This window comes from Streptosporangium sp. NPDC020072, assembly GCF_040631445.1.
Lineage (GTDB): Bacteria > Actinomycetota > Actinomycetes > Streptosporangiales > Streptosporangiaceae > Streptosporangium.
Map to the genome: position 1 here is coordinate 591,601 of NZ_JBEYAB010000004.1, position 12,858 is coordinate 604,458.

Genomic DNA, 12,858 nt, shown 5'->3' on the forward strand with positions numbered 1-12,858 from the left:
TGTTCGCCCAGGGTCACGCCTTCGCGAGCCCTTCCAGGTCACCGTGGGCGAACGCGGAATATCTTTGCTTGGGAAGTTCGTCCGTCCACTCGGTGGCCAACGCGATGGCATCCCCGGACAAGGTCACGCTTCCGTCTCCGCCGAGAAGGAAGTTGGTGCGCTTCACCTGGGCGGTCTCGGGGTCGACGACCATCTTGATCTCCCAGCCGTGGTAGCCGGGATCGGGGATGGCCAGTGCCTGGCCGCCCTCGACCGCGCCCGTGCTCCTGACCCCCGGTGTCGTGGCGAGCGCCTTGAACGCCGCGGCGCGGACCTCGGGGGGCGTCGGCAGTTCGGAGATGAGCGTGATCAGGGGGAAGAGCGGTTCGTCTCGCTGCTCGGACAGGCTCATGTCGTCGGGGTTTCCCTGACGCTGGACGATCCAGGTCTTCAACGCCTCGGGATCGGTCGGCAGCCCTGCGAGGTCGTCGAGGCTGATGTCCGCGCCCTTGAGGGAGAGCGGGTTCCTGCTCTGCAGGACGGTGTCGGCGGGGTCTCCCGGCATGGCTCTGGTCCAGCGTCGGCCGTCACGTCTGGTCCAGCTCTCTATCGGAGGCATGTCCGAGTTCAGGGAGGTGGACGTGACGTGCCAGTAGGTCCCGGTCGTCTGGGGCGTGCGTTCCGCGCTGACGGCCGCCATGAGCAGGATCTCCTTGCCGGAGAGGTCGCCGACCGAGACGGCGGCCGAGGTGGTCGTGGTGGGCGCGGCGGGTACGGCGGACGGGGCCGGGTCCACCGTGACCACGGCGACGGCCGCGGTGACCGCGGCCGCCAGGGCGACCGAGGGCACGAGCCAGTTGACGCGGCGACGGTGCCGGGTGCGGCCGTCGATCCGATCCTGGAGTCGTCCCCGGCTGCGCAGGAGGACCTCGCGGGACGGTTCGGGCTTGGTGAGCAGGGCGGCGATGTCGTCCAGGTCATCCACGGACCTTCTCCTTGTCGATGAGGGTGAGGATCTTCGCGCGTGCCCGGCTGAGCCGGGACCCCACGGTGCCGACGGCGATGCCGAGCGCCTGGGCCACCTCCTCGTAGCCGAGCTGGCCGAGCGCCACCAGGAGCAGGACGTCGCGCTCGCCCCCGGAGAGCGCGGCGAGTGCCCTGGCCAGATACGGCTGCATGCGCTGGGCCGTGACGGAGGTGACGACCCGGTTCTCGTGCCCCTCGACGTCGGGGTCCGGTCCGAGGCGGGCCAGCGCCCTGTAGTGCCGTGTCTCCTTGCGCCTGTGCCTGGCGATCAGATTGGTGGCGATGCCGAAGAGCCAGGGCCGCAACTCCCCGAGTTCCGGGTCGAAACGGTCACGTCGGTCGAAGGCCACCAGGAACGTCTCGGCCGCGATGTCCTCGGCGATCTGCGTGTCCAGCCGCCCGGCGACGTACAGGTAGACGTCACGGTGGTAGCGGTCGTGAACGACGGTGAACAGGTCGGGGTCCCGCCGGTAGCGGGCGACGAGTTCGGCGTCGGTCAGCTCATCCGCTTCGGTGATCAAGCTCTTGTCTCCGACATGAGCCTGCCTTTCGGTCGGTGGGTGCTCTCACCATCTCTTCGCCGCAAAGCCAGATCATCTTCCCGTAGGGCAGAAACCCATCCCGCACAGCAGAAAGCTGCCGCGTCCCTCCAGCTCAGCGGGGACGCGGCGGCCGTACGGCGACGCCTCACCGTTGTCCGTGCGACCCTCGCAGGGCGAGGGCCGTGGTGACCGTACCGAGGACGGTGACGACGGCGAGACCGAGGATCATGGAGCGGGCGGAGGCGACCAGGGACGAGCCGCCGAGACTGAGCAGGATGCCCGCCAGGGCCGAGGCGACGGTGTAGGCGATGAGCTGGGTGGTGCTGAGCGCCGCGGCGGCCTTGGCGCCCTCCCGTTCGTCGTCGGTGCTGCGCATCGCGGCGACGCTCAGGTGTGGGTAGGCGACGCCGATCCCGACCCCGGCCAGGACCAGGACGGCCGCCCAGAGGGCGACGAGCGGCCCGGAGGCGTCCGCGCTCTGGAGGAAGCCGTACGCGAGCAGACCGGCGGGCAGCAGGAACGATCCGCAACGGACGGCCAGGGTCTTGGACCGTTCGGCGGTGATGCCCACGCTGAACAGCTGGGAGACGACCCAGCCCGCGGAGACGGCGGCGCCGAGGAAGCCCGCGACGAGCGGGTTGAGGCCGCCGAGCCGCTGGCCGAACAGCGGGATGAAGTTCTCCGTCATGACCCCCGCGCACAGCACCGCGACGGTCAGGTAGATCCACTTCAGGCCGTTGCCCCCGAGATAGGTCAGCCGGGGGAGCACGGTCGCGGCACCACGCCTGTCGACGACGACGAACGCGACGACGAGCACGGCGCCGACGGCCACCCCGCCGAGGGTTCCCCAGCCCTGGGGCAGGGTCGAGGCGACGCTGAACGCCGCGGCCGCGAGGGTCAGCACGGCCAGCGAGAGCACGGGTACGGCTTCGCGGTCCGCCTCGGACCGGGTGTGGCCGGGAAGCGCGCGGCGGGCCAGGGCAGCCAGGACGAGCGCGACGGCGGCGAGCAGGCCGAAGGCCCACCGCCACGCGCCGAGCTGGGCGAACAGGCCGCCAAGGGTGGGGCCGACGAGGGTGCCCACACCCCACATGGCCGAGACGAGTCCCGCCGCCCGGGCCCAGAGCCGGTCGGGCAGCGCGCCCCGGATCACCGCGTATCCGAGCCCGGCCAGCAGGCCGCCGCCGAAGCCCTGCACGACCCGGCCGACGAGCAGGAGTTCCATCGTGGGGCTCAGCGCGTTCAGGGCGGCTCCGGCGGCGAAGACGAGGAAGCCCAGGACGTAGGCGCCGCTCGCCCCGAGGGACACGAGGAGGCGGCTGACGAGCATCGAGGCGATGACCGCGGCCATGAGGAAGCCGGTCGCGACCCAGGCGTAGTACCGCTCTCCGCCGACCTCCTGGACGATCGAGGGCATCAGGGCCGCGGTGAGGTAGAGGTTCATCGCGTAGAGCGCGACGCCTCCGGCGAGAACGAGCGCCGCGGCCAGGTGATCACGGCGGAACAGGTCTCCCCAACTGCCTGGGCGAGGACCTTTTTCCGGGGAGCGCGGAGGTGTTTTCCCGATATCTTCCGTGGATGACGCTGCCATGGCCGGTAAGCTATGACCTCAAGTCCACTTGAGGTAAAGAGGGTATGGACAAGCTCACGCCGACGGACCTTCTCAGCGTGGGAGAGGTGGCCCGCCGCGCGGGTGTCGCCGTCTCCGCGCTGCACTTCTACGAGCAGCAGGGCCTCATCGTCTCCGAACGTACGGCGGGCAACCAGCGCCGCTACCGCAGGCACGTCCTGCGGCGCATCTCGTTGATCCTGGTCGCCAAACGCATGGGCATCCCGCTGGCGGAGGTCGCCCAGGTCTTCGAGGGTCTGCCCGGCGACCGGATGCCCTCCAAGCGGGACTGGGAGCGCATCTCGCGCCGCTGGGCCGCCCTCCTTGAGGCCCGCCGCCGGGAGATCGAACGGCTCGAACGGGAGCTCACCGGATGCATCGGCTGTGGCTGTCTGTCCCTGCGGCGCTGCCGCGTCCTCAACCCGCAGGACAGCCTGGCGGAGGAGGGGACGGGCGCCACGCGACTGCCTCCGGCTCTCCCCGAAGAGGACGAGTGACCCTTTCCTGAGGCCTTGGGGCGCGTTGACCGTTTGGGTGGAATCCCAGTTCGAGGGATATTTACTGTTAGTAAAGTTTCCTTTATATTTGGATTTCCCCCCAGCGAAGGAATCAACATGCGCAGAACGATCTCAGTCGCATCAGCGACGGTCATCGCGTTCGCCACGGTGTTGCTCACCGCCACGCCCGCGTCGGCGCACGGTTACATCACCTCTCCTCCCAGCAGGCAGGCCCTGTGCGCTCAGGGCAAGGTCTCCAACTGCGGCCAGATCATCTGGGAGCCCGCGAGCGTCGAGGGCCCGAAGGGCCAGCACAACTGCAGCGGAGGTGACGCCCGCTGGTCCCCGCTGGACGACGACAGCAAGGCGTGGCCGGTCACCAACGTCGGCAGCAGCGTCACGTTCAACTGGCGGATCGAGGCCCGCCACTCCACCAGCACGTGGCAGTACTACGTCGGCAACACCCGCGTCGCGGAGTTCAACGACCGTGGCAAGATTCCCGGCTCCACGGTCTCGCACGTGGTGAACCTCGGCAACTACAGCGGCCGTCAGAAGATCTACGCCATCTGGAACATCGCCGACACCGCGATGGCCTTCTACAACTGCGTCGACGTCAACGTCGGTGGCGGTCCCGACCCGTCGCCGACCCCCACCGTGACCCCCACGGTCACGCCGACCGCGACCCCCACCGTGACCCCCACGGTCACGCCGACCGTGACCCCGACCGTCACGCCCACCCAGGGCCCGGCCTCCCCGTGGGCCGCCGGCACCGTCTACACGTCGGGCGCCCTGGCGATCTACAACGGCACCACCTACCGCTGCCTCCAGCAGCACACCGCCCTCCCCGGCTGGGAGCCGCCGAACGTCCCGGCCCTCTGGCAGCGCCAGTGATCCGGTGACGCCAGCGCGTCACTGAGAGCCCGCGCCCCCTTCACCGGGGACGCGGGCTCTCCCCTTTTCCCACGAAGACCACCATCCAGGACCACCATCCGGGACCACGACCCGGAACCGCCGGCCGGGCCGTACGTCCGGAGCCGTCAGGCGGGCCGTACGGTCGCCGGAACCCCTCGTTCGGGCTGTTTGTCGGTGGTGGGGGGTAACGTGCCGGGTGTGAGCGACGAGCACCATCCCTACGAGGGCGAGCGCTGGCAGCCCGGCGACCTCGTGCTGGACGCCGAGGGCGGCCTGTTCACCCGCGCGGGCCTCGCCGACCAGGCCAGAGGCAAGCCCTGGGGTTACCCCGACAACCGCACCCGCTGTCTCACCGGTGAGCCCTTCGTTCCCGAGGGCATCGCCGGTGAGGACTTCCCGATCCGCCCGCTCACCCTCATGCTCCGCGACGGCCGCCCCATCCTGCCCGGGGTCCCCGACGACATCTCCGCCATCGACGGCACGGCCGCCCGCGACGCCGCCGTGGCCTCCGGGGTCGGCGGCCTGTTCCTCGCCGCGACCGCCTTCGACCCGGACGGCGCCGGTGACGTCAGGGCCGCCAGGCTCCGCGCCGACCTGCTCGACAGCGTCGTCATCGTCGACAACGTCCGCGACCTGCACCGCATGTTCCGCGGCGCCGCCGACGGCCTCCTCGTCGCCCTCGCCGAGGCCCAGCAGAACGACCCCGACCTCTGACCCACCCGGTTCAGAGCTCGCCGGTCAGCATGGCACGGGCCACCCGGTCCCTGACCCCCGCCAACTCGGCCTCGACTTCAACCGACCCCGTCAGCGGATCTCGGCGCGGGACACGCGGAGCGCGCCCAGGGCCGCCGGGAGGGCGATCCACAGCAGGACCGACGTGGCCAGCCGTACGGCGTCGCCGCCCGTCATGGTGCCGGTCGCCAGGGGGCCGGTTGTGTTGCCCAGGTCGAACCACTCCGCCAGGACGCGGCCGGTCTCGCCCAGTCTGCTGACGACGCTCCACAGCATCGTGTTGGTCAGGCAGACCACGATCGCGACGGGGGCGTTCAGGGACAGCAGGCCGAAGGCGGAGCCCATCGCGGTCAGCAGGACGAACGTCGCGGCCATGCCGGGCAGGGCCAGGGGAGGGACGGCCCAGTCGGCCGGGACGTGCCGGACGGCGGCGACGACGGCCGTGGCCGGCACCGCCACGAGCAGCGCGAACACCGTGGCCACCACGGCGACGGCCAGCGGCGGCAGGAACTTGGCGGCCAGCACCCGCGTCCTGCGGGGTTCGAGCGTGAACGTGGTCAGGGCGGTCCTGTGGCTCCATTCGCCGGTCACCGACAGTACGGCGAGCACGGGCAGCAGGATGCCGAACCCGATCCCGGCCGTGCCGGTCAGGGTGAACAGCCGGGGACCGGCGACGAGGCCACGTCCGACGACGGAGGCGACCGTCAGCGCGACCAGGACCGCCGTCAGGACCTTCCCGCTCCGGGTGTCGAAGATCTTGCGGGTCTCGACGAGCAGCAGCCTGTGGAAGGGGATCGAGGTCACGCCGCGCTCCGGTCCGTGTCGGAGGTGAGGTTCAGGAAGACTTCTTCGAGCGAACGGCCGCCGCCGAGCCCGTCGACCGACCCCTGGGCGAGGACCCGGCCCCGGCCGATCATCACGACGTGGTCGGCGATCTGCTCCACCTCGTGGATCAGGTGCGAGCTGAGCAACACCGCGCAGCCGGAGTCGGCCAGGTGGCGCAGCAGTTCGCGCAGCCACCGGATGCCCTGCGGGTCGAGGCCGTTGGCGGGTTCGTCCAGGATGAGCGTCCCGGGGCGGCCGAGGAGCGCGTGGCCGATGCCGAGCCGCTGCCGCATCCCCAGCGAGTAGCCGCCGACCGGGCGCCGCGCCTCCTGGCCGGTGAGCCCGACCAGGTCGAGGATCTCCCCGACCCGCGACTCCGGCAGGCCGAGCGTCGTCGCGCCGAGCCTCAGCACCTCCCGCCCGCTGCGGCCCGGATGCAGGGCGCCCGCGTCGAGCAGCACCCCGACCCGGGTCCCGGGGTTGCCCAGCCCGCCGTACGGCAGGCCGTACACGGTGGCGGAGCCGGAGGTGGGGCGGGAGAGACCGACCAGGACGCGCAGGGCCGTGGACTTGCCCGCGCCGTTCGGCCCGAGGAACCCGGTGACGCCGCCGGGCTCGACCGTGAAGGACACGTCGTCGAGTGCCCGGACCCCTCGGTAGACCTTGCTTACGTGACTGAACTCGATCATGCGTCAAGTCCACCGGATCCGGCGCCGCCGGTCATCGGCCCTGGGGCGAGAGGGATACCGACCCAGGTATCGCCTTCGGACGTCAGGGTGTGGACCCAGGTCGCTGGGGGCACAGGGCGGCGTTTCCTAGGCTGGTGGCGTGCGGGAGAACACACCACTGGACCGGCGGGGCGAGGCCCTGCGCTATCTGTGCGCGGCGCTGCCCATGCTGTTCTATGGCGTCATCCTGGTCATGGGGGCGTCGCGTTCGCCGGACCGGCTCGTCCCCATGCTGGTCGACATCCCGCTCGGGGTGGCGGGGCTGGTCCTGATGCGCTGGCGCCGCCGCCTGCCGTGGCAGACCGCGCTGGCCACGGCCCTGCTGACCAGCTTCTCCGTCACCGCGACCGGCCCGGCCCAGGTCGCCTACGTCTCCCTGGTCACGCACCGCAGGTGGCGCTGGACGCTGCCGGTCGCGGTCGCGTCATGGCTGTTCCTGCTGGTCAACACCACCCGGTACGGCCTCACCTCGGCGGCCGTCGTCAGCCAGGTCACCGGGACCGTGATCCTGGGCGGCCTGACCCTCTTCGGGCTGTATCTCCGGGGGCTGCGCGACCTGGAAGCCTCCCGGCGGGAGGCCGGGCTGGCCGCCGAACGCGAACGACTGCAGCAGATCGAGCAGACCAAGCTGGCCGAGCGGGCGAAGATCGCCCAGGAGATGCACGACGTCCTGGCCCACCGGATGTCGCTGCTGTCGATGCTCGCCGGGGGCCTGGCCTACCGCAAGGACCTGGGTCCCGAGGAGACCCGGGAGATCGCGCTGGCGATCCAGGAGAACGCCCACCGGTCGCTCAACGAGCTGCGGGCCGTACTCGGCACGCTCAGGAGGGACGGCGCGCTTGAGGCGCCGCAGCCGGGCCTTGAGCACATGGGGGCGCTGTTCGAGGAGGTGCGCGCGGCCGGGCAACGGGTCGAGGTCGCCGACACCGTCGAGGACCGGGAGTCGCTGCCGACGCAGACCGGCCGCCACGCCTACCGCATCGTCCAGGAGGCCCTGACCAACGCGCGCAAGCACGCGCCGGGCAGTGAGGTGGCGGCCGAACTGGACGGCAGGCCGGGCAAGGGGCTGCGCATCCGGGTGAGCAACCCGGTGTCGTGGGGGACGCCCCCGAGCCCCGGCGGGGAGCACGGGGGACACGGGCTGGTCGGCCTGGCGGAACGGACCAGGATGGCCGGGGGCACGCTCGACCACGCCGTACGGAAAGGGCGCTTTGTTCTTGATGTCCATCTTCCGTGGGAGGCTTGACCCGTGATCCGGCTGGTGATCGTGGACGACGACCCGATGGTGCGCACCGGGCTGCGGCTCATCCTCGGCGGCGAGTCCGACCTGGAGATCGTCGGGGAGGCCGGGGACGGCCTGCGGGCCATGGCCGTGATCCGCGACCTCGAACCCGACGTCGTGCTGATGGACATCCGGATGCCCGAGCAGGACGGGCTGACCACGACCGAACTGCTGCTGTCCGAACCGGACGCCCCCAGGATCGTCGTGCTCACCACCTTCGACGCCGACGACATGGTGTTGCGGGCGTTGCGGCTCGGCGCCGCGGGCTTCCTGCTGAAGGACACGCCGCCGCCCCGGATGGTCGAGGCGGTCCGCGCCGTCGCCAGGGGCGAGGCGGTGCTCTCACCGAGCGTCACCCACCAGGTGATCGCCGCCGCGACCGGCGGGCCGTACGGCGCGCAGGGGCCGCACGGCCCGTATGACGCGGGGGCGCGGCGGGAGCTGGACAGGCTCACCGAGCGTGAGCGCGAGGTGGCGGTCGAGGTGGCGCGGGGCGGTTCGAACACCGAGATCGCCGAACGTCTCCACATGAGTGTGGCGACCGTCAAGGCGAACGTCACCCGGATCTTCGCCAAGCTCGGGGTGGAGAACCGCGTCCAGGTCGCGATGAAGGTCCGTGACGCCGGGCTGCTGTGACCCGCTTGGTCCAGGAGGCACGGCTTGCCCTGGAGTGGACTCCAGCACCTAGAGTGCCGGTCACCGAAAACGACCATCGAAGGAGCACGACCGTGCGCTACCGCGTTCTCGGCGGCACCGGCATCGAGGTGAGCGTCCACTGTCTGGGCACCATGATGTTCGGCGCGGTGGGAAACCCCGACCATGACGAGTGCGTCCGGATGATCCACACCGCGCTCGACCAGGGCGTCAACTTCGTCGACACCGCCGACATGTACTCGGCGGGTGAGTCGGAGGAGATCGTCGGCAAGGCGCTGCTCGGCCGCCGCGACGAGGTCGTCCTCGCGACCAAGGTCCACTTCCCGATGGGCGAGGGCCCCAACCGGAGCGGCAACTCCCGGCGCTGGATCGTCAAGGAGGTCGAGGAGAGCCTCAGGCGGCTGAGGACCGACTGGATCGACCTCTACCAGGTCCACCGCCCCGACCACAGGACCGACATCGAGGAGACCCTCTCCGTCCTGAGCGATCTCGTACGGCAGGGCAAGATCCGCGCCTTCGGCTGCTCGTCCTTCCCCGCAGAGGAGGTCGTCGAGGCCTACCACGTCGCCGAACGCCGGGGGCTGATGCGCTTCAGGACCGAGCAGCCGCCGTACTCGCTGCTGGCCAGGGGCACGGAGCGCTCGGTGCTGCCGACCTGTCGGCGGCTGGGCATGGGGGCGCTCACCTGGAGCCCGCTGGCCTGGGGCTTCCTGAGCGGCAAGTACCGCAAGGGGCAGGACATCGACCTCACCACGGGCCGCGCCGCCCTGGCGCCCGCGCGTTTCGACCCCGCACTGCCGTTGACCGCGACCAAGCTCGACGTCGTCGAGCAGCTCGTCGAGGTCGCCGACGGACTCGGCTGCACACTGCCCGAGCTGGCCGTCGCCTTCCCCGCCGCGCACCCGGCCGTCACCTCCGTGATCATCGGGCCGCGGACCCCCGCCCAGCTCGACGCGACGCTGAAGGGGGCCTCGCTCGTCCTCGACGACGCGACCCTCGACCGGATCGACGAGATCGTGCCGCCCGGCACCGACGTCTACCACCCGGACGGGGCCTGGCAGCCGCCCGCACTGACCGACGTGGCGCTGCGCCGCCGTACGACGGACGACCGCGCCGCGGTCTGATCCGTCCTGTCTTGATCTGTTCCGTGGCGGGGGTTCGGCTGCTCCCGCGACGGAGGTCTTCCGCGGCGAGGTTCGGCCATTCCCGCGGCGGGAGTCTTCCGTGGCGAGGTTCGGCCGTTCCTGCGGTGGGGGGCTCCGGTGGCGGGGGGTTCAGCCCTTCCCGCGGCGGAAGAAGGAGCGTCTCCTCCGGGTCGGGGGTTCGGAGGAGGCCGGGGGGTCCTCGGCGGGATGGCGTTCGCGCCACTCGGCGAGGACCTCCTCGACGTCGAGGGTCGGCTGGAAGACCGGCGGCCCCGACAGGGGTTTGCCGTGGGCGACGCGGATGCGGGCGTTGAGCTCGTCGATGATCTTCCGGGCCTCGGCCTCGGTGCGCGCGTCCACCGCCGCCGCCCTGGAGTCCTCGGCGTCCTTGCGCAGCGCGAGCGTCCCCGGCAGCGGGAAGGAGAGGTTCTCCTCCTGCATCTTCCGCTTGATCCACCACATCTCGTCGTCCTGCTTGCCCCCGCCGGGGATGGGCTTGCCGGCACCGGGCAGGTTGTCGAACTCGCCGCGTTCGGTGGCCTCGCGGATCTGCCGGTCGATCCACGTCTCGAAGCTGACGCCGAGGGGTTTGCGCTCTGTCACAGGGCACCTCCGTATCGCGGCCGGTGTTCTTTTCCGAGGATAACCAGGCAGATGTTCCGCCCTGGATCCGAGGCCAAGATCCGGGAAAACGGATTCTCCCGACGTCGGCCATGTGCGGAGGGCCACCGGAAAGAGAACGTCGGTTTGGTTTCGGCCGTGCTTCGTCGGTCTGCCTGGCCATTCAGGGTCTTGGCGAGGATGGTCGCCGTGGAATCGCAGTCCCTCGACGATGTCTCTCATGGTGTTCGTGGTGGTGGCTGACGTGAACTGATAGCGCCTATTTTCCTATGAAAGTGGATATTTACCCGAAAATCTATTTGTAGACCCTTATTTCGCGGCCTGGGCATCGTCGTTGACCTGTCCTCGACAGAGATGACAGGTCAAGCTGACAAAGGGGAAGCGGATGACGGAAGCCGTTATGCCCGAGTACCGGGCGATGATTTCCGGTGACATCGAGGACTACAGCTCACGCAACGCCGGCGAACAGGCCGTTCTGCAGACGACCCTGGCCGGCCCTCCTTGACACCGCCGCCAGGGAGGCGGGGCTCGAACGCCCACGGTGGTGGCGGCAGGTGTCCGGTGACGGGGAGTTCTCGGTGCTAACCGAGCCCGCCTCCGTGCTTGACCTGGCCGGCCCGTTCGTACACGAGCTCGACGTCGCCCTGGCCGTGTGCAACCGCAGGCGGTACGGCGACAACTGGACCCGGGTACGGCTGCGCGTAGCCCTGCACGTGGGGCCCGTGCTCCCTGCCGGACCCATGGGTATCCCCGGTCCGCACGCCGTACAGGTGAACCGACTGGTCAACGCTCCCGCCGTTCGCGAGGCCATGCGGGCGCGCCCGGCTGTCGACCTCGCCGTGATCGTCTCCGACCGAGTCTTCGACGACTACCTGTCCCAGGGATACGGTTACTCCCGGCCGTCACGGTTCCGTCCCATGACGGTTGAAGCCGGAAGACGGCGCTTCTCGGCCTACCTCGACCGTAGGATCCTGCCGGGACCACGTAGGTGGATCTTTAGCTGAGCGAACCCGGTTTCGGTCTCCCAGCGCTCGTGGTAACAGGCGGCGAGTTGCTGCGCGCTCGCCTCCGCGGGATCGAGGATGGTCGTGATGAGGCGGATGTGGTCGCCCCTGCGTTCGGGCACTGTGTAGTCGACCATCCGGACGATCATCGCCTGCTCAGGGTCGAGGTCGCGTCCGAGGCGGGCGTCCTCACGCAGCCGGTCCTTCTGGTCACTACGCAGCTTGGTGGGCTTGGTGATGACCGCGAGCCAGGACCCGTCCTCCAAGCCTTTCAGCCAGTACGGGTGGAGCCCGGCCTGAACCCGCCATAGGAGCTGCGCGCCGGTCGAGGACGCGTACTGCCACGCGTAGAAGCTGTAGAAGCCGCGATCGGCGGTCAGTAACGTCTCGGGCGTCAACCGCCCGTATAACGAGTAGGCGAGGGTCTGCTCGCTGTCCCAGCAGCCCGACACGTCCGCCGCGACGATCGCGTGTGAGGCACACTCGCTCATCGCCATGACCCGGGCCTGCGGGTACACGGTCTCGTACCCTCCCGCGCTGTCGTTGGGGAACTCAGCCAGGTTCGCCGCCGTGTCCGGCAGATCGAGGGTGAATCCGTCGATCGCCATCAACCGCCACCGTCCCAGCCACGCTCCTGCGGTCGCCTGTGTCGCAGCCGGGCGCGCAACCCGCTCGAACACCTCCCGGACAACCTCGGCCTCCAGACGCTGCCGGGCCTGGGTGACCGCTCGACGCGTTGGCGGCTCCCACTGCGAGCCCGGCATGGCCGCGAGCAGACCGGTCAGTTTCTCCGCGACCTCCTCGTAGTCATCGTCCGCGAACAGGCACAACGCCATCAGCAAGTAGACGACCACATGAGCCGGGAGCTTCCGCACCCGCTCCTCGCGGCACCCGTGCAGCTCGATTGCCTCGTCCAGGACCTGCCGTGGCACCAGCGACGTCAACGCCCCCAGCCCGACCCGCCGACCTTGATCCACTCCACCATCCGGCGGACACTACCAGCGCAAACCCCTATCTAAACGACATTGGACGCGGTCGCCCTCGCCACCGCCCAACTCAACACCCACGCTCAGCCCTGGATCTGGGGACGACCATCCCCGCAGCCCCGCATACTACGACGCACGTTCGTCTACCTGCTTTAAGGAACGCAGCACTAGTAGTGCTTTGTTAGGTGGTTAGGGCGGTCGCTGGTGGCAGGTCGGGCACCGGCCTGCCCAGACGGCCAGCAGCACCTGTAGTTCCCTGAGAACCGCATACAGCGTCAGGCCGCCCCAGCCGCTTTTGGGCTGCTCAAGCGCAGTT

At 70.0% G+C, this 12,858-nt stretch carries 14 protein-coding genes; 7 read left to right on the plus strand and 7 right to left on the minus strand.

The features are described 5' to 3' along the window. Positions 1-13: 13 nt before the first annotated feature. The 3 genes from ABZ470_RS12360 to ABZ470_RS12370 all read right to left on the minus strand — a co-directional run bounded on the left by ABZ470_RS12360 (position 14) and on the right by ABZ470_RS12370 (position 3,138). Positions 14-964 carry a CU044_5270 family protein gene (locus tag ABZ470_RS12360; RefSeq protein ID WP_362911391.1) on the minus strand — a complete coding sequence of 317 codons (951 nt, stop codon included), beginning with the start codon at positions 962-964 and terminating at the stop codon, positions 14-16. After that, positions 957-1,526 (minus strand): RNA polymerase sigma factor, encoded by a 570-nt coding sequence (locus ABZ470_RS12365; RefSeq protein ID WP_362911392.1) that lies wholly within the window; start codon positions 1,524-1,526, stop codon positions 957-959. The genes ABZ470_RS12360 and ABZ470_RS12365 overlap by 8 nt, the downstream gene beginning before the upstream one ends. A 166-nt stretch (positions 1,527-1,692) precedes the next feature. Further along, positions 1,693-3,138: an MFS transporter gene (locus tag ABZ470_RS12370; RefSeq protein WP_352011238.1), complete on the minus strand. Its 1,446-nt coding sequence runs from the start codon at positions 3,136-3,138 to the stop codon at positions 1,693-1,695. Between the two features lie 44 nt (positions 3,139-3,182). On the opposite strand from ABZ470_RS12370, the gene soxR reads away from it, so the two are divergent. The 3 genes from soxR (at position 3,183) to ABZ470_RS12385 (ending at position 5,279) form a co-directional block, all read left to right on the plus strand. After that, the gene (gene soxR / locus ABZ470_RS12375) at positions 3,183-3,653 is read left to right on the plus strand and encodes a redox-sensitive transcriptional activator SoxR (RefSeq protein WP_352011237.1); all 471 of its coding nucleotides are present in this window, start codon (positions 3,183-3,185) and stop codon (positions 3,651-3,653) included. Positions 3,654-3,770: 117 nt separating this feature from the next. Continuing rightward, the gene (locus ABZ470_RS12380) at positions 3,771-4,544 is read left to right on the plus strand and encodes a lytic polysaccharide monooxygenase (protein ID WP_352011236.1); all 774 of its coding nucleotides are present in this window, start codon (positions 3,771-3,773) and stop codon (positions 4,542-4,544) included. Positions 4,545-4,763: 219 nt separating this feature from the next. Beyond that, complete coding sequence (locus tag ABZ470_RS12385; protein ID WP_352011235.1) at positions 4,764-5,279, plus strand: hypothetical protein; 516 nt, start codon at positions 4,764-4,766, stop codon at positions 5,277-5,279. 90 nt (positions 5,280-5,369) lie between these two features. Here the strand turns inward: ABZ470_RS12385 and ABZ470_RS12390 are convergent, their stop codons facing one another. After that, positions 5,370-6,101, minus strand: a complete 732-nt coding sequence (locus ABZ470_RS12390) for an ABC transporter permease (protein ID WP_362911393.1) — start codon at positions 6,099-6,101, stop codon at positions 5,370-5,372. Continuing rightward, entirely contained in the window at positions 6,098-6,811 is a 714-nt protein-coding gene (locus ABZ470_RS12395) for an ATP-binding cassette domain-containing protein (protein WP_352011233.1), read from the minus strand. Before ABZ470_RS12395 ends, ABZ470_RS12390 begins: the two co-directional genes overlap by 4 nt. Before the next feature lie 139 nt (positions 6,812-6,950). Between ABZ470_RS12395 and ABZ470_RS12400 the strand changes: the two genes are divergently transcribed. From ABZ470_RS12400 to ABZ470_RS12410, 3 genes are all read left to right on the plus strand, one after another. After that, positions 6,951-8,096 carry a histidine kinase gene (locus ABZ470_RS12400; RefSeq protein ID WP_362911394.1) on the plus strand — a complete coding sequence of 382 codons (1,146 nt, stop codon included), beginning with the start codon at positions 6,951-6,953 and terminating at the stop codon, positions 8,094-8,096. A 3-nt stretch (positions 8,097-8,099) separates the two neighbouring features. Beyond that, entirely contained in the window at positions 8,100-8,768 is a 669-nt protein-coding gene (locus tag ABZ470_RS12405; protein ID WP_352011231.1) for a response regulator transcription factor, read from the plus strand. 92 nt (positions 8,769-8,860) lie between these two features. Further along, the gene (locus ABZ470_RS12410) at positions 8,861-9,910 is read left to right on the plus strand and encodes an aldo/keto reductase (RefSeq protein WP_362911395.1); all 1,050 of its coding nucleotides are present in this window, start codon (positions 8,861-8,863) and stop codon (positions 9,908-9,910) included. Positions 9,911-10,060: 150 nt separating this feature from the next. Here the strand turns inward: ABZ470_RS12410 and ABZ470_RS12415 are convergent, their stop codons facing one another. After that, on the minus strand, positions 10,061-10,534 hold the full coding sequence (locus ABZ470_RS12415; protein ID WP_362911396.1) for a DUF1992 domain-containing protein: 474 nt from the start codon (positions 10,532-10,534) through the stop codon (positions 10,061-10,063). A 596-nt stretch (positions 10,535-11,130) separates the two neighbouring features. On the opposite strand from ABZ470_RS12415, the gene ABZ470_RS12420 reads away from it, so the two are divergent. After that, positions 11,131-11,556 (plus strand): hypothetical protein, encoded by a 426-nt coding sequence (locus ABZ470_RS12420; protein WP_362911397.1) that lies wholly within the window; start codon positions 11,131-11,133, stop codon positions 11,554-11,556. Here the strand turns inward: ABZ470_RS12420 and ABZ470_RS12425 are convergent. Further along, positions 11,505-12,533 (minus strand): IS4 family transposase, encoded by a 1,029-nt coding sequence (locus ABZ470_RS12425; protein WP_362911398.1) that lies wholly within the window; start codon positions 12,531-12,533, stop codon positions 11,505-11,507. The genes ABZ470_RS12420 and ABZ470_RS12425 overlap by 52 nt on opposite strands. Positions 12,534-12,858: the final 325 nt, after the last annotated feature.

Coding starts and splice junctions, on each gene's coding strand:
- ABZ470_RS12370 (WP_352011238.1), bottom strand. CDS start 3,138: ATGGCAGCGTCATCCACGGAAGATATCGGGAAAACACCTCCGCGCTCC.
- ABZ470_RS12380 (WP_352011236.1), top strand. CDS start 3,771: ATGCGCAGAACGATCTCAGTCGCATCAGCGACGGTCATCGCGTTCGCC.
- soxR (WP_352011237.1), top strand. CDS start 3,183: ATGGACAAGCTCACGCCGACGGACCTTCTCAGCGTGGGAGAGGTGGCC.
- ABZ470_RS12395 (WP_352011233.1), bottom strand. CDS start 6,811: ATGATCGAGTTCAGTCACGTAAGCAAGGTCTACCGAGGGGTCCGGGCA.